The organism is Gluconobacter sp. P1C6_b (assembly GCF_018811945.1).
Taxonomy (GTDB): domain Bacteria; phylum Pseudomonadota; class Alphaproteobacteria; order Acetobacterales; family Acetobacteraceae; genus Gluconobacter.
On record NZ_JACRVU010000022.1, the window covers coordinates 1 to 18,750 of the forward strand.

Sequence of the window (18,750 nt, forward strand, 5' to 3'; positions counted from 1 at the left end):
AAGACCTGGTGGCCATTGCGAGGGCCCTACACCCGATCCCATCCCGAACTCGGCCGTGAAATCCCTCAGCGCCTATGATACTGCACCTTAAGGTGCGGAAAAGTCGGTCGCCGCCAGGTCCCCCAGCCTACCCAACTCACCACACCAATCCCCCAACATCAACAAACACCACCGCGGGGTGGAGCAGCCCGGTAGCTCGTCAGGCTCATAACCTGAAGGCCGCAGGTTCAAATCCTGCCCCCGCAACCAATGTATCCTGCACTAAAAACTTCTCGAAAACGCCAGCATCAGGGTGACGCTCGGCGCTCTTTCTGTTCGTCGCAAATCCCAGCATCGCAGCCAGATCACCCTCAAGAAAAATCCCAAGCTCCCCATTCTCCGGAATGAGGCGGATCCGCGTAATCAGGGACCGGATTGCCTCCATCGTCTGCGTGGCATCGGCCTTGTTCTGGAGGCTGTTGTGGAGAGACGCGATCTTCTGGCGATACAGCTCGGCCATGTTGGGGTGCAGCAGGGGAGGTGGAGCAGGCGCATCGGCCAGTTGTGTTTCGATTTCTGCCTTGCGGGCTTCGAGTTCCTCCATGCGTGTCTTGAGAGCAGGGCTGGCAAAACCGTCGAGGATCGCCTGCACGGCCTTGTCGAGTTCGCGCTCGATTTTGGGCAGTTCAGATTTCAGAGCGACCAGATCGGCCCCTTTTTCCATCCGCAGACGGTTTATCTCGAGCGTGAACTCGTCGCAGAATTCTTTGAAAAGGGCAGGGTCCATCATCTGGGTCCGCAGTCCGTTGAGCACGGATTTTTCCAGAACATCCCGTCGGATCGTCAGGCGGTTCTCGCAGGTGCCCTTGTTGCGGGCGGTTGAGCAGCCGAGGTGATGTTTGGAGATCATCGAAAAGCCACCGCCGCAACAGCCGCATTTGATGAGGCCTGTCAGAAGATGGGTCGGACGTTGCAGGGCGTTGAGGGGGTGTGTGCCGGTGCCGCGGGATTTCTGGGACCAGGTTGTTTTGCTCTGACGGGCTTTGACCGCATCCCAGAGATCCTGCTCGATAATCCGGAGGTCAGGCACGTCCTGAAGAACCCATTCGGATTCAGGGTTGAGGCGGGAGACGCGTTTCCCTGTGCTGGGGTCCTTGATGTAGCGCAGGCGGTTCCAGACCAGTCGGCCGATATAGAGTTCGTTGTTGAGGATGCCGGTGCCGCGTTCGCGGTTGCCATTGATCGTTGATGGGCTCCAGGCTCCGGACAGGGGGCCGCGATGGCCTTCAGCATTGAGTGAAAGAGCAATGGCTTTGGGAGATTTGCCGTCGGCATAGTCCCGAAAGATCCGACGGACGATCTGCGCCTGCTCGTCATTGATGGCGCGTTCGCCACAGATCGCCTCGCCATGACTGTCGCGCTGTTTGACAACATCGTAGCCGTAGCACAGGCCGCCACCGGATTTGCCCAGTTCGACGCGGCCACGTAGACCCCGCCGGGTCTTGTTGGCCAGTTCCTTGAGATAGAGCGCATTCATCGTGCCGGTCAGGCCAATATGGAGATGATTGATCTCACCCTCTGAAAGGGTGACGATCTTTACCCCTGCAAAGCTCATGCGTTTGAACAGACCGGCAATATCTTCCTGATCGCGGGACAGGCGGTCCATGGCTTCTGTCAGGAGGATCTGGAAGCGACCAGCATTGGCATCCGTGATGAGCTCCTGGATCCCAGGTCGGATCAGGGATGCCCCCGAAATCGCCCTGTCGCTGTAACTGTCAACGATCGTCCAGCCCTGTGTGTCAGCATAACCCCGGCACGCCCGCAGTTGATCCTCAATGGACGCATCCCGCTGATTGTCTGAGGAGTAACGCGCATAAAGGACAACTTTCATGGCGGCAGCTTTCTGTCAGGTGGCGGTGGGAAAACGTCCAAATCAGGGCTGATCTGACCCTCATACCATTCTCGGGCCGCTTGGCGTGCGAGAATTTTAGCAAGCGTACGAAGCGGATGGTCAGAAATCCCGGCAGGCTCCCGATAGGATCGATTTATATCCCGAGATTTTTTTTCATGCATGATCAGGAGCTCTCTGCCGGAAAAGATGAGCGGCAGATTCCGACAGAACGTAATGACTCCGACCGATATGCAGGCTTGTGATCAGATTGTCCGAGACGCAGCGTCTCAGCGTCGATCGCGACGTTTCAAAAAAGCTTGCCGCGTATTCGATCTTTATCAGGGCAGGGATGCAATAATAATTTTGCAGGACTGTTTCCATATCCCCGGCAAGCGTACCGCGCGTCTTGTCAGCTGCCATCTTCTTTTGGAGATATCGTCGGCATGCGCTCGCTGGTATCAATACCCGTGCCCGCCGTCCCTCCTTACGGTGCACGACTTCGCCAGGTTGGATCAAAGGGAGGATGCGTCGGCTCGATATTCCGATGACGCTGCTACACTCAGACGCCAGGATCAGGTCAGGGAAAGATTGAGCGGAAGAATACTGAGACGTCATTGTTTTTCTCCAGGCGACTTATGTTCGGCCTGAAGAGAAGCAAGTGGGATCCGTCTGCTGGAGTCCGGATTTTCCGGGACACTATTTTTTAGGTTTTTTGTTGGGATCCTGATACGCCAGCGCAGCCGCTAAAACATTTTCCGGTAACGGAGGCAGCCGAAGTGGAATCCTGGCACTCAGAAAGCGTCTGTCATGATCGTCGGACACAGAAGCGGCGCCGTCTGTCTGGGGTGGCGGCCCCTGGTTATCCGCAGAGCACTCACGGCCTGGCAGAGTCTCGAGATCGTCCGGCTCTGAAGGCTGTGGAATATACTCTGGAATATGGAAAGGCTGGTTCTCGTCATACTCGTAGCTGTCAATTTCAGACTTGTACGGAGAACTCGGATCTTTCACATGATAGTTCTTATTAGAGAAGGGATCGTGAAAAACAGAGATCGAATTATCTCTGAAGCGCATCCCGGTATCGTTGGACAGCGCGGAGGACTGAAAATCGCCGTTCAGCGGAATGAAATCTCCCCTCGTGAGAAGGGATTTCCTTTTTTTTGAACGGGCCGCGGGTAACTGACGGGTCAAGATCTGTTCCAGGGCCAGGGTATGCCCGATCGTCGCATAGGTCATGTCCTCGTCTTCCGGATCCTCAAGAAGGGTATAACCACCCCGCATCAGAGAAGGGGCCCCGCTCTCAGGTGGGATGACAGAAGGCCATTGCCCGGTATTCGGGCGTGCCGGCTCGGTACGGTGGCAGGCGAGAAGGTGCATGGCACCCAACTGGGCAGCCACTGGTTCATAATATTTTTTCAGATCCAAAAACACGCTTCTCGTCAGACCCAGATACTTGGAGTCCGTCTTGGCCTGTCGATTTTTGGTGCGTGCTCCGCTCAGGGGATATGTTACGGTGATGAATTGCTCCAAATCATTACGAATTTGAACCGACGTTTGGTCCATCAGGTAGTGGGAAAGACTGCGTCTGCTTCCGGGTTCGACAGCTTCAGAAAAGAGATGCGCCAGAAGGTTCCAGGACACATTGATCGTATCACCGTGGTGGACAATCAGGCGAGCTGCAACATGGATGGCCTGGCCGATGATATAAACTCCGGCAAGAAGCAGGGTTCGGCGCCGCTCTTCATAGTCGATAAAGGTCATCTCCCGCGACGTCAGGCGTGTTAGTCGCAGGCGACGGGGCTTCAATCCCCGGTGAAGGGCAGCGAAATCAAAAGGATCTGATGCTCCAATGCGACCTGTCATATCCTGAAGCCGGGACATGCGCTCATTCAGGAAATTCAACCGTGCCTGCTGTGACGCCGATTGGGATCGTCCTGATCCGACGGCCTGCGCCAGTTGTGCATGTAGATATTGCAGGCGAAGATAGGTTGTGACTGTTGTCTGGCGATACCGCCTTGCACGGTCCGCTCGGATAAGCATCGTCTGCTCTTGTGCATCCGGTTCATAGCCAAGGGGTTTCTCTGCCCCAAAAGTCCTAATCCAGTAGGGTCTGCAATGACGATAATGTTCTGCCGTGAACAGCACTGCCTGAAGACGGAGATTGAGATCACGGGCAGTCATGCCGCTACGAAGGTTGATGTGCCAGTTCTGCCAGGGGTTCCCCAGGGAGGGCCGGCTCTTGTTCGCGGACTTAGAGATCGTATCCTGAGTGTCTTTGGCGGTCATGGCGGGACGCTTTCGCTTTTCCAGAATGATGCCGTTCAGATGTGACGGTCAGAGTCCTGTCGGACGAAATGCCCGGTGACTGCCGCTCATCAGGGCGGGCCAGGAGCAGAAAACGATCGCAGACAGCCAGAACCGTTTCAAGATCAAATGCCGACAGCGCGGAAACGAGGGCGTGGTGGGATATGGAAACTCTGCTGTCTGGTTGTCTGGCGGAGGCGTGAAACGCAATTTCCATATCGTTCAGGTCGTCTATCAGGTGATCGGTTAAAGAAGACGGCTGGCCCTGAGGCGTGAGGACAAGATCCTGATAACGATCTGTAGGCCCGTTGCTGGAATACGCCTCTGGCAGAGTGAGCTGAAAGAGACGTGTGACTTCGCGCGTCGCAGTCTTTAATCCCACGGGTTTGCCGCGTCGGGCGTCCCCTTTGCGCCAGAGCGCGTGTTTGTAGAAGTCGAAGGCATCGCTCATGTCTATCGAGCGCCGACCGTTCGCATCGGAAAGACCGATCAGGGCGAAATAATCCGGGGTTCCCCAGTCCGGCATCTCCTCATCCGTCAGAGGCCGTTCGATCCGTCGCCAGCTCCGCGTTTCCTGACGACGAAGACGCTCTTCCGCTCTCTTGCGCGCCAGACGGCGTGCGCGGCGGCGTCTGAAGGCGGGCAGAGTGTCCGCGAGCGGAGCCAGAGCGTCAGAAATCGTTTTTTTGAGATGGGCGGTCAGATCGGTCACGCCTGTTGAAAGGCTCGTTGCATGCCCGGTTTGTGCAGACAGGGAGGAAGAGACAGTTTCAGCCAGAAGGTCATGGATTTTCTGGTGACGATGGCGAGCAAGGGCAGGAGCAAGACTGGGTGAGGAACCTGTCCGTTGTCGGGTCCGTTCAATCGTCAGGCAGGCCTGCTGAAGTGTTGCATGCGCGCTGTGTCGTCCTGCCCGGGCTTTGTCCAAAAGTGCCAGAGCGCCCTCGCGTTGATCCGGACGCGCCATGTTCCGCGCCATATTGTCGAGAATATCCCGGGAACGAATGGGACGGATATCTCCCAATGCGCGGCGTCCTGCGACCTGACGACGTTCCGCTGCCTCGGATGTTACAAGCCATGTGTGTTCCCGATGCCGAGAGCCCTGGGTGTAGGCTCGGTGGGCATTGATGGCCTGCGAACCACGCGGCATGGCCTCGATATGTTCTGTCGAGGTCACGCCCTGTGTGGCATCAATCGAAAGCACATCCCCGTAACCAAGCCGGATCTGGCTGCGTTGAGGATGCTGGAGCGTTGTCCAGGCAACGAAACCTTCACGGCCAGTCCGGTTGCGGAGGGTCAGTCCTGTCTGGTCAGCATCAAGGACTTCGAGCACGGATCCGTTGTTTCCGATGATTCCCCGAGTGGCGGTTGGGTATCTGGCGTTTGTGCGCGCATAAAGTCTGACGTGATCGCCACGTGCGACTGTCATGGGATAAGTGGTGCCATGCTGGTCGATGGCATCAATCTGGACCAGATCTTCTCCAAGAAGACCGATCTGTCGGCGTCTGATGCGGATTTCACGGGCAATCTCACGGGCATCTGCATTGGTCGGAGCGGATACTGTCAGAGAAAAATCTGGCGCGGTGTATCCTGCGTGATGACGCTCGAGCCAGAAATCGGCAATACGCGTAACAACGTCGGAGTAGTCGCCGGATGCCAGAACAAGCGTGCCATCTTCACGTTTGCGGTCAAGCGCCTCACGACTTTTACCATCCCGCAGCATGAGAGCCGTGGCGCGTTCGCGTTCAGAAGTCTGTCTGACACTGGAGACCAGTTCCGGGATGGTGTCTGGTCCGAGCGCTCTGCGTAAAAGGTCTACGACGGGTCCGGCTTCCACCGCCTGGCACTGCTGGGGATCGCCGATCAAAACGAGCTGGCACCTGCTATTCGCCTGCGCCTGAACAAGTTCGAGGAGCTGGATGGTGCTCAGAAGGCTGAGTTCATCAAGGATGACCACACTGTTCGCGTCGAGGGAGATCTTGCCGGTTTTGATGCCGTGCAGGAGCGGATGGCAGGCTTTGATCTGATTTTCAGGAATGCCGGCATCTGCAAGATCAGTCGCCTGGCGCCAGGCTATTGCAGTGCCCCAGACTGTCCGTCCAGCTTTTTTCCAGGCCTGCACCAGCGGTGCCAGAAGAGTGGTTTTCCCCGATCCAGCCACACCCACGAGAACAGAAAGACGTCCGCATGTGGCCAGGGCCGTCATGGCGCGACGTTGGGCCTGCCCGTGGGAAGAGGAGAAGTCCAGACCGGTCGCGAGAATGGCTTCGTCAATTTCTGGCTCAGTTATTGCACCATCGCGATCGTTGGCGGCGTTTCGTGCCAGTTCAATCACCGTCTGCTCACGCGTCACATGCAGTCCTGTAGTAAATTTGAGACTGCGGTCGCCACGTCGGTTGTAATGCTCAACGCAAATGAGCCTTGTTTCCTCGCCGTCCAACAACAGGGGCCGGGTGTGCATTGTATTGATGATGATATCGATGTCTTCAGGGGCATGGACGCCGACGGCGATCAGAGCCTGCGCGGCGCAATGTCGCGCTGTGGCTTCATCCAGGACAGCGCTCTCTTTAAATCGTTCCGCAACCAGCTCGGCAGCCAGATGATGCGCGCGGTCAAGCTGTTGGTCAGGGTGGGTCAATGGCGTTATCGGGTGATCGCCCACAAAATCGGGAATAGTCCACCCAAGATCTGCCGCAGTCTGCCTCCAGAATGCAAAATCGGCCATATCATCCGATTTGGGCTGTCTTTTGTCTCCCTGAGTACCAGATTTGAGCAGACTGATACGCTGTGAAGATGTCAGGTTGTCCCATTCCAGACCCTGGGATGTCGCAAATTGTCGCGCCGCATCGCGGCCTCCCTGAGTTCGCTTCGAGAAAGCATCGCGCACGGCGTCCGGCACATCCGGAAGGCGCGCGGCTCCTGTCTTTGGATCGAACGCGATTTTGACGCCAAGTTTGCGTAAATTCTGGGCAAGATACGCTTGATAGAGAGCTCCGAGTTCCTTGATCCGTCCACCAAGACGATCGAGGTCAAGGGCGCCGACGCGACCGGACCGTGTGACAACCGCATTTGGCACCACCACATGCGTGTGAAGCTGAGGATCGCCTGGGATCATGACCGAGACAGGGCGCGTAAAGGTTTCCCCACTTGACGGGTCCGTGTCTTCCAGGTCGACGGTAGGCCTTGCGGTGAAGTGGATAAACTGCATCCATGCGATGTGCCCCTGGTCAAAGCCGCCTGAGCCTGCTTTGCCTTTTCTCGCACGACCGATGAGTGTTTCCATGAAGGCCATGGCAGCCGTCACGGCGTCTTGATGCGCCTGCAGGATCATGGCGCGTTCGGCATCAGTTTTCGCCAGTGCGAAGGCGATCGAAACGGATTTGTCTGCGGACCAGGTAAGATCGATATAACCAATCGGTGAGCGACGGGACGTGATTGCGTCTCCAATTGTCTGTCGGGATATCTTTTGCCCAGCGAAGTTGAGGCCTGCGGCAAGCTGCAGGCTGAGCTTTTCGTCAACGGCATGATCCTGGGGAACACCGTAAAGATGAAGCAGACGTTTAAATGCTGCGCGGCGCGTGTTGTCCTGTGTACATCCGGCTGCCATCCCGCCAAGTCGTTGCCACGCCTGGGGATCAGATAAAGACGCAAGCGAAACATCGAGAGTGGAAGCAATATCTGTGGTGCCGGACTGATACTGTTTTCCGGATATCGGACGGCCGTCCGCCCGAAGCCCGCATAACAGGTTCATGATCATCTCGCGCGAAAGCCCTTTTTCTGTCGTCGACAGGCCGAGCGCGGCTAGCGGTCGTGGATCAATGGAATCGCCAAGCTCGGCTGAGCAGATATCCGGCCCGAGCGGAGCGCTGCTCCCATTGTAATATTGAAGCAGTGCGTTCTGTACGCTGGGAATGGTTGCTTCAAGGAGGTGGTCAGCCATGAAGCGCGCGGCTGAGGGCACGCCCCCCGCACCCGTTCGATAAGTCAGCATCAGGTATTTTCGCTGAGGAGCGTCTGTAATTCCGTGGACAGCGTTTGAGCAACACTGTCGGGAAGCCGATAAATAGTCGTATGCAGGTCGGCAATTCTGGCCTCCTGCGTTTGAAGTGCAGAAGCGATCTTACCCACGAGGGATATCAGGTCGCTTTCTCCGGGGGCGGGGGCGGTAATTGCTTCAGTCAAGAGACAGAGCAATTTACCGTGCGCCGCCTGGGTCTCCACAATTGTGCCAAGTAACGTAACGAGCACGACTTGTTCAGTTGAAGTCTCATTGATTGCCGTCATCTGATCCACTCGCATCGAGAGTCGCAGTAACAGGATCTGGAAGTCGACCGGGTATAAGCATAGTACTTGGGCGATTTGGGTCGGTCGGGATTTTCAAAGGAAGCCAGCAACCCAGTTGATTGCGGTCATTATCAAAAACAAACGATGTTTTGTGGCGACAAATGTCCCAGATACTGGTCACCGCGAGCCGGTTCAGTTTGATAAGGGGGGCCCACGCTTTCAGCTCTTCCGGATGCTCCTGAAATAGTTGGGCAGCCTCACCGCTATTGCTGTTGATCGTGGTAATTTCCGCAATGCGCGCAGCGTCGTTGACTTTATAAAAGGCATCGCCTTCTGCTTTCGCAATGGCGAACCCATCATCGTAGCCGCGTAAATGGCCAACCCCGTAGAGGCACGTTGCGAGAACGACTGCTGCAAGTGCGGAAGCGACCAGTGTATTGCGATTGATAGATCGCACGCGCTGGGTAAAGGCTTTTTCGGCAATTTTCGCGACATGCTCACTCGTCTCGTGGATCGTTTTCGCATGAATCTGCCGCGCAAGTGTCGCGTACCTTTCCGCTTCTGCATCGAGTTTGCGTGTTTCTGCCGTGAGGGTCTCGGTCCGAGCTCTGAGAGCGCCCGTAATTTCAGTATCAATAACTTGCGTGAATTTTCTCAATTCGCACTTTTGCTCATCAAGTGCCTGACATGCGGCATCCCATGCGACCATCAGCGGCCACAACGGATCCTCTTCAAGAATTCCGTATTTCTTTGCGACGTCGACCATGCCAAGCGGCCGATCGAATGTGCATTTCGATGTATCTGTCATGATTCTGTTCCCAGACGTGAATTACGGAAGATAATGAGTAACTCTGGCGAAGCTTGTTTCCATTTCGCGCATCCAAGTCTGAACCCGCTGGCGATCGAAAACGCCAAGGGGGTTACTTCCGGCCCCCGAGAGGGCATCGAAAAATTTCAATCGTCGCTCGGATAGTCGATGCGCACAGCTCAGGGTCGGCACTGGAACGAGCTCAGCGCCGGCGTTGAGGATGGCTTGAAGAGGTTGATGTTGTCGGACCGCGGTCTCAAGCCACGAAACTGCATCGATGTGGCTTGGAAGAGAGAAACGTGAGAACACGATGAGTGTAGCTGGTGGTGCAAAAGCATCATACAATGAATAAAGCGCTCCCAGATCGTCCGGATCCCCGCCAATGCAGTACAAAGCGACCGGGGTCAGTCCTGCTTCGTTGATGCTCTCGACAAGAGATAATTCGCGGCTCATCTTCTTGATCGTTTGATCTCCTCCACCGAAATCGACGATGAGGGACTGGGCTGTGGTGGAGGCTCGTTCGATCTCTGCTTCAAACCAGGCACCCACTGCCGCTGGCTCTGCAGAAGGTGGCGATGATGCCTCCGGGAAAAATCCTCGCAGGGACTGATTTGTATGATCGCCGTCCGCGAGAAGTACTGATCTCCCGGCGTTGTGTGCTCGTTCATATAACCAGCGCTGGGTGGATGTTTTTCCTCGCCCGCCGCGGCCCCCGCCAATCAGGCAGATCGGCTTGCTCGCTTTATCGCAGTCCAAGAGGTTCTGCGGCGCGTCTTTTTGCGTCTTACGGGCTATTTCGTCAGACGATGGACTAACCATGATTAACTCCAGTGTTCGCCACCAGAATGAAAGTCATTTCATTAGGAATGGCATAAATTAGATAACCTCATCCTTGAGACGCTCATCAGATAGAAATTTTGTCTCTTGAGGATGAGGTATTTAATTTGAAAAACCGGAGAACAATCAACCTATTTATGTAGTCTTTCCTCGATTTATCAAAAAACATCTCCATAATTACATAGAAGTTATTTCATAATTAATTGTCTGGATCGTTCATAATATTATTGGGCGTGTCACTGGACGGCCCTGACGGTTCACGGCGTCTGGTGTCCTGACGGCGGAATGCAATATCACTATTTCGTGATGAGCTAGTTCCTGTTGTCCTTCGATCTCTGATTCGCAGAAATTGGCTTCGGCATGGGAGTCTCCGAACGCCGTAACTGTTGCATAGCCCCCTTCAGCTTTTCCTCTACGCTCCAATTTCTCGATGGTGACTCCTCGTTCGGTCTTTGGCCGTCGAAGCCTGTACGCCCATCCACCTTTGGAGCTGGCCGGGCAGTGTTGGATGTCGGTGGCGCAGCGGTGTCTTGAAGAAGATGGACCGACGGAGAGGCTGGTAGTTCCAATTGGGTTTTTGCATTAGCCTTGAGTTCAACGCGTCGCCATGCCTTACGGACCGTGTCCGGCGTCAAAGGGCCATTACGGGCATTGCGAATGCCAAGTCTAGAGAAGCCGGCCGTGACCGAACGCCAGTCAGGCGAGCCGTTCAAACTGGGCTGCAATGCCTCATATTGGAGTTCAAGAAACGTAGGTAGCTCTTGACCGCGTGTCTTGATCCGGGCCTCGCGAAAGAGAAGTATGATCTCCTTCTCGGACAATATTTTCATAAAAACCCTGACTGCTGCAGTGGCACGAGACTGAAAGCGCCCATCATAGAGGACGCACGCTCAGACCCCTTCAGATTTAATAGACTGAAAATAAGCCACCAGAAAAATCGCTCATCCTGAGGAAAAGGATTCAATTTTTTTTCTGGATGCCAAACGATCGGGACCGGAAAGATCTCAAATGATTTCTGACATGATTGCGCTCTTGACGGGGCACCGAGCGGATATCAGGCGGACATCCGCCGGACAAAGAGAGTGCGGAAAATCTGTTACAGACCAAGGCACCCTTGGTGCGTGGCAGTGGATTTTTGAGAAAAATAGCAGGACCCGTCTGAATTGCTGAACCAGCTGGTCATCGCCTGCTGGCGCGGCTTATGAAACCGGTGGAGTTGCAACATACAGGGGCTGGGAGTTGCATTCCGTCGGAGCGGAGGAGGTCTTTTTCTTTTGCAGACAAGGGGAGGGGAGCTGCGCTGCGGCTCTCGCCCCAGAGGTTCTCTCTGCCAGATGGCAAGACCCTGCGGGTGATCACAGTCTTTTACTGGATCTCCTATGTCTTTCTCTCCCTCTGACATTCCAGCTCGTATTATCGGGCTTGCCCCCACAGGCTCTCCTGGTCGTCCAAAGGGTGGTGCCTCCACTTTGATTGAAGCCTGTCTGCTCGATCTGCTGGTCGGCAATTCCGGCGGTGCCAGCCACTCTGCTGAACGCATGTGTCTGTGGTCTCCGACCGAACAGTTCACCGTGACGCACATTCCGCATGATACGATCAATACGTCGGTCTTCCTGAGTCTTGATCCGGAACTGCGGAACGATCTTGTTCATCGACCTTTTCTTGAGGCGATCGAGAACGGCCAGGGCGTGGGAAAGGAGCATGGCGCACCGACACTGATCGTTCCACTGGACGGTCGTGTCCAGTGCTGGCTCGCGCCTTTGCCTCACGGGGATGATCTGCGAGTTCTGCGTTTTGACAGGCTGATGAGAGGCCTGTTTTCAAACCTGATTGTCGGTCACGACGATTATCGTCGCATCTGGAAGCTCTACGATCCGCAAACAAGCGCTCCATATCATCCGGCCTCTTTGATTCACGACGTGTTCGTCGCCGGCCGCATTCTCTCTGGCGTGCTGAGTGAGCTTCCGCTTTCCGAAGTGCTCGCCGTCGCCCGCTGACGTCAGCTTCGTTTCCGCTTCTATCCCGCGGCAGCATCCCTGCGCGTTGCCGCTGTGCTCTTCTTATTCAGGACAATCGATCATGTTGCTCTTTCCTTCCTCCAGCACCCGGACGGGTGCTGGGTGCTCTGTCGCGCGCTCTTTCTTCGAGCCCACACCGGACGACCTCCGTCTCTACCGCGAACTGAGCCTGCGTCTGCGCGCTCAGCCGCCCAGCTCCTTGTTTCGTTATATCCCAACACCGGCCGGGCAACACCTGACCCGGCTTGGCGACTGCGGAACCTGGGCCTGGGCGGCAGTCATCAAAGCGGCCATGGCGTGCTGGAACGATCTGCCGACAGGAGGGAAAATTGCCGAAGATGGGACGCAGCTCAACTCCACGCCCGAGCGGATCGCGTGGGAAGCCCTGTGTCCGGTTACCCCTTCCGACATTACACTGGACGTCGAGCCCCCCATCCAGATCGCGGCACCGGCACGCTTCTTTTCGGATCTGGGGATCCGGTTTCAGGATCGGGTTCGGTACGTTGAGATCGTGGGCGCCTGCGGTGCGGACCGCGTGACCCGAAACAATTGGGAATCCCATCTGCTAGCGCAGTTCGACCGAAGACTGGAGGTCTACCGGCAGCAGCGTCTTACGCCCGAGATCTGGTATCTCAACGATCTGCTTGAGCCAGCGCAGTTACAGAAGCGTTTCCTCGCCCTTGTGGCGCAGCTGCGCGCGGGAGGCGGGTCATGACCCCTAGTCCGATCCGGCTGCCGCGCTGGCCCATCACGCGCCTGAAACTGCTCGATATCACGCCGGATCAGAAAGGAGCGCCCTATGCGGGCGCTCCCGTCACGCTGCTGCAAAGGGATGGCTTCGTCGAAGGACGCAGCCTGCTCTGGCTTGGCGCCCCCCGGCGTTCCTCGGGTCATCTGGAAGAAAGTCCCGACGAGCATGGTCAGCCTGCCCTGACCATCAGCGATCCCCTGTTCCGGGCCCTGATGCCGGTGGATGCCCCGCGACCCTTTGTTCTGGCGGGATTTCATATGTCCTTCCTGCGCCGCATACTGGGTGGACCGCAGGATCGACCACCGTATGATCTCTGCCTGTACCGGCTCGCACGACAGCGGGCGTCCTGGTTACGGCCGTGCGGGTTGCAGGAATCCGTCCTCGAACTACGGACAGACCTGATGACAGAACTGACGCAGGACAGCCCTTTTCTGCGTTTGAACTGCGCAACTGCTCTGCTTGAAACACTTCTTGAGTGGGAGCCGCTGAACCGGCTGCTGGTGCTGTCAGGCAATGTCGTCTCTCCACCGCCTGGCGAGGAGGAACCCTTCGGTCAGGCCGCAGAGTGGAGTTGTCTGCCTCAAGGTCCTGCCATGCTGGAAGACTGAGTGACCAGCGGAGGCGTCGACGATGACTTGGGAAGGTTTGAAAATGTCCTCAGACCCGGACGATGCATCCAGTTCTTCAGCGGCCTGGGCTACCCCCTCTGCTTTCAACAGCAGAGGGGGGCTCTCTCTTATGTAGCCTCAGAACAACCCGCTGCCGGTTTTGACGGCGGAGGCATTCATGGTGTGGTGCCAGACGACATCGCCATTGAAGATCACGGTCAGAGTCTTTTCCGTGCCATGGGTGCCCTGATGCAGATCGCCATAAAGCGGAATGAAGTTTGCGGCGTCAGACGAGGCATTGGTGAACGCATAGCGCCACTGTTCATGGCCGCTGTCGGTGAACGTGCTCTCGCGCGGATCTCCGAACAGGGCCCGGATCTGGTCCTTGGTGGTCACGCCATCATGGATCTTCTGGTCAATGGAGGCACTGGTCTCGTTTTTGAGTGTTTCGTTTCCTTCCGAGGCACAGCCTGTCAGGGCGATTAGCCCCGTAAGAGACAGAGTGACGGCCAGGGTTCTGAGAAGACGTGCAGACATGCGGGATCCTTTGCTGTTTTTGCAAAAACAGTCGATGACGGGACAATTGGAAAAAAGCGGGCGACCTGCCGAAAAACGAACGGACTGTCTCAGTCCAGCCCGCGAAGGTGGCGGCGGTCTTTAGCGGCTTTCAGTTTTCGCAGAAACGGTTCACGCGGAGCCGTCCAACAGCTCATGCCCAGAACGAACGCAAAGAGCGGATGCCAGGGCAGAGCCAGGGCGATGCCGCACAAAAGACAGGCACCCGCTCCGAACCACGAGACATATCTCAGCAGAAGCCGTGTCTCGTCTTCCTCAGCACCATATTCTTCGAGATAGGCAGCCAGACGGGCCGCGCGTTTTGCTTCGGTCGCCTCGCTGTACAGACCGTCTGTTGAAGACGTCATGAGCGCTTATCTCCCCCAGTGGGCGTGGAAGACGACCCGGATCACCAATGCCGTGCCCAGCATCAGAGCCGCAGGCGGCAGAATGTCGCGGGCCTTGAGCCAGGCGAACAGCCTGACCGACGATCCGAGCGCCAGCACCAGCAGGAGAAGAACGATCAGGACAAGGAGGATGGAGACGACCATGTCAGGCGCCCCCTGAAAGGCAGGAACAGGGGCCAGACCGGAAGACACAACGGGACAAAGACATCATCGCCAGCTCCTTGCAGGTCCTGTGCGGCAGGACGACCCTGCCACCCGACGAACTCAATAAGCCAGATGATCTACGATTTCCCGCGCATCGTCAATACGGATATGCGCCTATTTCGAGAAACAGGTTCCCGTATATCAAGAACGCCTCAGGGATGAGGCACGCCGCCGATCCAGACCACTTCGCCGAGCAGTTTGAAGCAGTCCAGACGATCGGCTTCGACGTCCTGGGGCGGGTAGCGATGATTGTCAGCAATCACCCGGACCCCACCACCGAGTTTGGGATCAAGACGACGGATCAGCACAGCGCCAGCGCTCTCCAGCGCATAGAGCGCGCTGCCCGTCACAGCCGTGACGCTCCGGTCCACGATGACCAGATCGCCTGAGGACAGGGTCGGCTCCATCGCATTGCCTGCATTGCTGATGAGGCAGAGGGCTGCGAGGTCCCGGGGAATGACGCTCTGCAACCAGTCGCGGCCAATCCGCAGGCCATCTTCATGATGATCATACCAGGGCACGACGATCTGGCGGGTCGAGGTGGTCTGGACCGCTGTCGCCCCGGAAGGTGAACCGCCGGACGCGCCAAAGGCGATCCAGTCCAGGGACACGCCGCAGACCCGGGCCAGGGATGCAAGGGCGGAGAATTTCATCTCCCCGCCATTCATGTAATCCCTCAGGGTCGTATACGGCACGCCCGCCGCCTTGGCAGCATGGGTGATGCCAATACTCTGGGCCGCTTCGCGGAGGCGCTCGCCGCGCTCACGCATCAGGCGGATCTGGTCGTCCATGAGTTTACGCTTTCGCCTGGAATGTCGGGGCACGCAAAGGGTCCTCATTCGGAAATGAGGCGTGAATACGATATTCCGCTTGATATGGAAGTCGGAAAACCGTATCTCTTGGCATCGAAATGTTGCGTGGCCCGTGACTCGTCATGGTCAGATCCTCGCATGAAACCGACATTTTTGTCCAAGGGATTGTCATGCCTGAAGATCCACTGCCACCACCACCCCGTCCAGCCGGTCTCGAGGACCTGCATGCTGGTCTGCATGACGTGCTGCGTCTGATCGAGATCGAGCATGCGCTGCTCAAAGGGCGACTGGAGAGCCTACGCGCGGATACGGAAGGCGCGCGCCTGCTGGAGGGCGTGATGGTGCTCGGCGCCGTGCTGCAGCAGCGGATGGGCGGTCTGCTCCAGCTCTGCCGCGAGGTCGGGAAGCTGTGACGAAGTGGTCCATCGGACACAGCACGTCCTGACCCTGCCGTTTGCTTCATCGAAGCCCCGTTGCTCTCTTCCATACGGTCATCATCTTTTATGCCAGAACACTCAGACCCGTCTTCTGAGCACGTTGTGCTGGACGGGCACAGCCTTACGCGTGCGCTTCCTTTTGGTGCCTATCCATTGACGGACGTGCAGAAGCAAATCCGGAAAGTCTTCTTCAACACGCCCTTGGGGTACAGCCGTCTGCGTCGGCCGTTCATGGAACGGTTCAAACGAGACTGCTCCTCAGGTCTTGTCGATGCGACCCTGTTCGGGCTGAAGGTGCGGTTTTACCCGCAGGACAATCAGACAGACGCAAAATCAGCGGTGTGTGGCGCGTGCTACAATCATCGTGAGCTGAAATGGCTGCGGCGTCATCTGCCGAAAGGCGGCACGTTTGTGGATGTGGGCGCGAATATGGGGTTCTTCTCGCTCTATGTCGCCCAGAGAGACGCCCGCGTCATCGCCGTTGAGCCGAACCCGGTGCTGTTCGAGCGGCTGGCCACCAATATGAGGCTGAACGGGATGCGCGCGGATCTCTTCCGTGTCGCCGTTGGGGATCAGGAAGGCTCTGGTCAGCTCGTGCAGGTGAACGGGGATTTTGGCGGCGGTCGGATTGGTGCGGGGCACGGTGCCGCAGTGCGGATCCGTCCGCTTCTGGACATTCTGAAGGCCTGTGATGTGACGGCCGTGCATGTGCTGAAGATCGATATCGAAGGCTATGAAGACCGGGCGCTGCTGCCGTTTTTCCGCGAGGCGCCGGCGACGTTGTGGCCCGATCATCTCATCATGGAAGACACCGAGCATGGCCGGTGGGCCCAGGACGTCTTTCCGGTGCTGCGGCGCTGTGGGTATGAGCGCCGCTCCCGCAGCCGAGGGAATATCCTGCTCTCAAGGTTTTGACTGGTGCTGGTGAGGAGAAGCTTGTCAGCTTTGGGGGGAGAGCGGAATGTCCGGTTCGGAATAAGCGGCCAATATTTCGGCCATTATTATGATATCCGGATCAAAATTCAATAAATTGAAATACGTCAGATAGATGCGAAAAAAATAATTTATTTTCCATGAGATATTTTCTTAATCATTCCCAATATCAAAAAGCGAATATTTCATTCGTTGACGTCATGTCGAAAGCAATAATCTTTGCAGGGTGCGTTTAGTAATTTCATCATATGAAAATTTGACGCATAATCTAAGAAATTATCTGATTGAAGGATAAAATAATCATGGATTGGGTTTCTCTTTTTAGCGCTTCAGAAAAGCAATTACAGTTAGAGCTCGAGAGAGCTCGAGCTGCTGTTGAGCACAGGGGCCTGAAAGGCACCGTCAATGAAAATACTCTGTCCGAGTGGTTGGCTCAGCACATGCCTGGGCATTTAGATGTATGTACTGGTGAGGTAATCGATAGTGACGGGAATAGATCAAAACAGTCTGATGTTATTTTATTTGATAAAGAAAAAACCCCTAGAGTTTTTTCATCAAGAGACATATCTATTATACCCATAGAAACTGTGTACGGTATTTTCGAAGTAAAAACGTATTTGAATAAAAACGAATTGGATAATTCGTTTCAAAACATGAAATCTTTCAAAAATCTATCAAAGAAATCATACAAACAAAAGTCTGGAAAGAGGTTTAAGCAATACAATCTTATGTCAGATTTCTGGCCGCCTCAGTTCTATATATTTGCCTACGAAGGTGATACGCTGGAGGGATTATCTGAATATCTTAATTCCATACAGGACAATGAGCATATCGCCAAAAGAATCGATGGCATAATTATTCTTAATCGTGGACTGATAATGCATCGTGGTGCAGACGGTGTTCGACCGATCCCCATGCCAGGAGATAAAATGTGTAATATCAAAACTGAAAACAAATTACTCACGTTCTACACGTTAATGATGGAGATGTTCGCAGAGGCGACCACAGATCCTATCAATATAATAAACTACACATCAAATAATGGTTCCATTGGTGACATAACTGATGTGGGAGAGAAAATACGTTCATAAATTGCATGTCTCAGTGCTCGGTGGAAACTAAGTTGAATGGTATCCGCAGGTTAGCTTGACCGCATGGCTCTTCATCGCCTCGATCCAGTTCTTCCCCCGCCGCATCTCAAGATCATGAAATCATGACAAATAATTTTAAATCAGCCTCTCACTCCGAGGGCTTCAATGCGGCAATATTGATCATCTCCAAGATCGGCGTTGCGATCGTCTGCTTTCGGGATACATCAAACCGATCTTAAGTGTCTCGATTGTAGGCGTAAGCGGACCAGCCGCTTTCGCCTACATGTCAGTCGTTCAACGGATCAAATTTTCTTCGGAAAAGCGGACATAAGTGTCGTTGCCCGATAGTTGACGGCTTGTTCTCTATTTTAGTGTGGAGCGAAGCGTCAGCTCCGTTAGGTCGAAATTTTCGTGCAGGCCGATGAAAGCCTTCCTCCGGAACATGCCCAGAGATCGGCCACCCTCTGGGCTTCTTCAGGCCTACCCGTGACCAGAACGAGGTTGAGGTCGTAATCGTTATAAAGCGTTTCGATATTGACGCCTGCATCAGCCATTGGCCCGGTCAGAGTTCCGAACTGACCGGGAACAGTCTGTTTGAGACGTAGAAGAACAACCTCCCGGACGCGCCCAACCGTTATTCCTGCATGCCCAGAGCCTTGCTGGCCGCTGCCCCGTCATCAAAGAGGAAATGCGCCACGTCTCTGCCTTCGACTACATCCTTTTGACGGCACGCTACCTGTCATCTTTCGCCTGCCTCGAACGGAAGCGGGAGAAACTGGCTGGCTGCGCCCGGATAGCGGTCAAGACGCTGGAGCAGGAGTTCGACTGAGCCTG

17 protein-coding genes, 1 tRNA gene and 1 rRNA gene are annotated in these 18,750 nt (G+C 55.6%); 9 read left to right on the forward strand and 10 right to left on the reverse strand.

Annotation, left to right across the window (positions count from 1 at the left end):
* Positions 1-4 precede the first annotated feature (4 nt).
* A 5S ribosomal RNA gene (gene rrf, locus KP701_RS12835) occupies positions 5-119 on the forward strand.
* A 53-nt stretch (positions 120-172) separates the two neighbouring features.
* Positions 173-249: transfer RNA gene (locus KP701_RS12840), tRNA-Met, on the forward strand.
* Here KP701_RS12840 and KP701_RS12845 read toward each other — a convergent pair.
* The 6 genes from KP701_RS12845 to KP701_RS12870 all read right to left on the reverse strand — a co-directional run bounded on the left by KP701_RS12845 (position 206) and on the right by KP701_RS12870 (position 10,082).
* Positions 206-1,870, reverse strand: a complete 1,665-nt coding sequence (locus KP701_RS12845) for a recombinase family protein (protein WP_211562348.1) — start codon at positions 1,868-1,870, stop codon at positions 206-208. The genes KP701_RS12840 and KP701_RS12845 overlap by 44 nt on opposite strands.
* Before the next feature lie 696 nt (positions 1,871-2,566).
* Positions 2,567-4,153: a hypothetical protein gene (locus KP701_RS12850; protein ID WP_211556130.1), complete on the reverse strand. Its 1,587-nt coding sequence runs from the start codon at positions 4,151-4,153 to the stop codon at positions 2,567-2,569.
* Positions 4,119-8,162 carry a MobF family relaxase gene (mobF, locus tag KP701_RS12855; RefSeq protein WP_211562334.1) on the reverse strand — a complete coding sequence of 1,348 codons (4,044 nt, stop codon included), beginning with the start codon at positions 8,160-8,162 and terminating at the stop codon, positions 4,119-4,121. Before mobF ends, KP701_RS12850 begins: the two co-directional genes overlap by 35 nt.
* Entirely contained in the window at positions 8,162-8,455 is a 294-nt protein-coding gene (locus KP701_RS12860) for a hypothetical protein (RefSeq protein ID WP_211556134.1), read from the reverse strand. The genes mobF and KP701_RS12860 overlap by 1 nt, the downstream gene beginning before the upstream one ends.
* The gene (locus KP701_RS12865) at positions 8,439-9,263 is read right to left on the reverse strand and encodes a hypothetical protein (RefSeq protein ID WP_211556136.1); all 825 of its coding nucleotides are present in this window, start codon (positions 9,261-9,263) and stop codon (positions 8,439-8,441) included. Before KP701_RS12865 ends, KP701_RS12860 begins: the two co-directional genes overlap by 17 nt.
* A gap of 21 nt (positions 9,264-9,284) precedes the next feature.
* Positions 9,285-10,082, reverse strand: coding sequence for a hypothetical protein (locus KP701_RS12870; RefSeq protein ID WP_211556138.1), 798 nt, complete (start codon positions 10,080-10,082; stop codon positions 9,285-9,287).
* Between the two features lie 1,397 nt (positions 10,083-11,479).
* On the opposite strand from KP701_RS12870, the gene KP701_RS12875 reads away from it, so the two are divergent.
* From KP701_RS12875 to KP701_RS12885, 3 genes are all read left to right on the forward strand, one after another.
* A complete protein-coding gene (locus KP701_RS12875) occupies positions 11,480-12,097 on the forward strand; it encodes a hypothetical protein (RefSeq protein WP_211556140.1) in 618 nt (205 codons plus the stop codon).
* Positions 12,098-12,179: 82 nt separating this feature from the next.
* Positions 12,180-12,833 (forward strand): hypothetical protein, encoded by a 654-nt coding sequence (locus KP701_RS12880; RefSeq protein WP_211556142.1) that lies wholly within the window; start codon positions 12,180-12,182, stop codon positions 12,831-12,833.
* Entirely contained in the window at positions 12,830-13,477 is a 648-nt protein-coding gene (locus KP701_RS12885; RefSeq protein ID WP_211562335.1) for a hypothetical protein, read from the forward strand. Before KP701_RS12880 ends, KP701_RS12885 begins: the two co-directional genes overlap by 4 nt.
* 138 nt (positions 13,478-13,615) lie before the next feature.
* Here KP701_RS12885 and KP701_RS12890 read toward each other — a convergent pair whose 3' ends face one another.
* The 4 genes from KP701_RS12890 to KP701_RS12905 all read right to left on the reverse strand — a co-directional run bounded on the left by KP701_RS12890 (position 13,616) and on the right by KP701_RS12905 (position 15,434).
* Positions 13,616-14,014, reverse strand: a complete 399-nt coding sequence (locus KP701_RS12890) for an outer membrane protein assembly factor BamE (protein WP_153431067.1) — start codon at positions 14,012-14,014, stop codon at positions 13,616-13,618.
* Between the two features lie 89 nt (positions 14,015-14,103).
* On the reverse strand, positions 14,104-14,400 hold the full coding sequence (locus tag KP701_RS12895) for a hypothetical protein (RefSeq protein WP_153431066.1): 297 nt from the start codon (positions 14,398-14,400) through the stop codon (positions 14,104-14,106).
* 6 nt (positions 14,401-14,406) lie between these two features.
* The gene (locus KP701_RS12900) at positions 14,407-14,583 is read right to left on the reverse strand and encodes a hypothetical protein (RefSeq protein WP_194285332.1); all 177 of its coding nucleotides are present in this window, start codon (positions 14,581-14,583) and stop codon (positions 14,407-14,409) included.
* A 212-nt stretch (positions 14,584-14,795) separates the two neighbouring features.
* A complete protein-coding gene (locus KP701_RS12905; RefSeq protein ID WP_211562339.1) occupies positions 14,796-15,434 on the reverse strand; it encodes a LexA family transcriptional regulator in 639 nt (212 codons plus the stop codon).
* 191 nt (positions 15,435-15,625) lie between these two features.
* Here KP701_RS12905 and KP701_RS12910 point away from each other — a divergent pair, with 191 nt between their 5' ends.
* From KP701_RS12910 to KP701_RS12925, 4 genes are all read left to right on the forward strand, one after another.
* On the forward strand, positions 15,626-15,868 hold the full coding sequence (locus KP701_RS12910) for a hypothetical protein (RefSeq protein ID WP_211562341.1): 243 nt from the start codon (positions 15,626-15,628) through the stop codon (positions 15,866-15,868).
* A gap of 90 nt (positions 15,869-15,958) precedes the next feature.
* On the forward strand, positions 15,959-16,807 hold the full coding sequence (locus KP701_RS12915) for an FkbM family methyltransferase (RefSeq protein ID WP_211562343.1): 849 nt from the start codon (positions 15,959-15,961) through the stop codon (positions 16,805-16,807).
* 320 nt (positions 16,808-17,127) lie between these two features.
* Positions 17,128-17,916, forward strand: coding sequence for a DUF6602 domain-containing protein (locus KP701_RS12920; protein ID WP_211556030.1), 789 nt, complete (start codon positions 17,128-17,130; stop codon positions 17,914-17,916).
* Positions 17,917-18,604: 688 nt separating this feature from the next.
* Positions 18,605-18,745 carry a hypothetical protein gene (locus KP701_RS12925; RefSeq protein WP_211501677.1) on the forward strand — a complete coding sequence of 47 codons (141 nt, stop codon included), beginning with the start codon at positions 18,605-18,607 and terminating at the stop codon, positions 18,743-18,745.
* Positions 18,746-18,750: the final 5 nt, after the last annotated feature.

What these genes read in the sequence shown, in the direction of transcription:
- KP701_RS12845 (WP_211562348.1), bottom strand. Translation starts at nt 1,870, where the DNA reads ATGAAAGTTGTCCTTTATGCGCGTTACTCCTCAGACAATCAGCGGGAT.
- KP701_RS12850 (WP_211556130.1), bottom strand. Translation starts at nt 4,153, where the DNA reads ATGACCGCCAAAGACACTCAGGATACGATCTCTAAGTCCGCGAACAAG.
- mobF (WP_211562334.1), bottom strand. Translation starts at nt 8,162, where the DNA reads ATGCTGACTTATCGAACGGGTGCGGGGGGCGTGCCCTCAGCCGCGCGC.
- KP701_RS12860 (WP_211556134.1), bottom strand. Translation starts at nt 8,455, where the DNA reads ATGACGGCAATCAATGAGACTTCAACTGAACAAGTCGTGCTCGTTACG.
- KP701_RS12865 (WP_211556136.1), bottom strand. Translation starts at nt 9,263, where the DNA reads ATGACAGATACATCGAAATGCACATTCGATCGGCCGCTTGGCATGGTC.
- KP701_RS12870 (WP_211556138.1), bottom strand. Translation starts at nt 10,082, where the DNA reads ATGGTTAGTCCATCGTCTGACGAAATAGCCCGTAAGACGCAAAAAGAC.
- KP701_RS12875 (WP_211556140.1), top strand. Translation starts at nt 11,480, where the DNA reads ATGTCTTTCTCTCCCTCTGACATTCCAGCTCGTATTATCGGGCTTGCC.
- KP701_RS12880 (WP_211556142.1), top strand. Translation starts at nt 12,180, where the DNA reads ATGTTGCTCTTTCCTTCCTCCAGCACCCGGACGGGTGCTGGGTGCTCT.
- KP701_RS12885 (WP_211562335.1), top strand. Translation starts at nt 12,830, where the DNA reads ATGACCCCTAGTCCGATCCGGCTGCCGCGCTGGCCCATCACGCGCCTG.
- KP701_RS12890 (WP_153431067.1), bottom strand. Translation starts at nt 14,014, where the DNA reads ATGTCTGCACGTCTTCTCAGAACCCTGGCCGTCACTCTGTCTCTTACG.
- KP701_RS12895 (WP_153431066.1), bottom strand. Translation starts at nt 14,400, where the DNA reads ATGACGTCTTCAACAGACGGTCTGTACAGCGAGGCGACCGAAGCAAAA.
- KP701_RS12900 (WP_194285332.1), bottom strand. Translation starts at nt 14,583, where the DNA reads ATGGTCGTCTCCATCCTCCTTGTCCTGATCGTTCTTCTCCTGCTGGTG.
- KP701_RS12905 (WP_211562339.1), bottom strand. Translation starts at nt 15,434, where the DNA reads ATGGACGACCAGATCCGCCTGATGCGTGAGCGCGGCGAGCGCCTCCGC.
- KP701_RS12910 (WP_211562341.1), top strand. Translation starts at nt 15,626, where the DNA reads ATGCCTGAAGATCCACTGCCACCACCACCCCGTCCAGCCGGTCTCGAG.
- KP701_RS12915 (WP_211562343.1), top strand. Translation starts at nt 15,959, where the DNA reads ATGCCAGAACACTCAGACCCGTCTTCTGAGCACGTTGTGCTGGACGGG.
- KP701_RS12920 (WP_211556030.1), top strand. Translation starts at nt 17,128, where the DNA reads ATGGATTGGGTTTCTCTTTTTAGCGCTTCAGAAAAGCAATTACAGTTA.
- KP701_RS12925 (WP_211501677.1), top strand. Translation starts at nt 18,605, where the DNA reads ATGCGCCACGTCTCTGCCTTCGACTACATCCTTTTGACGGCACGCTAC.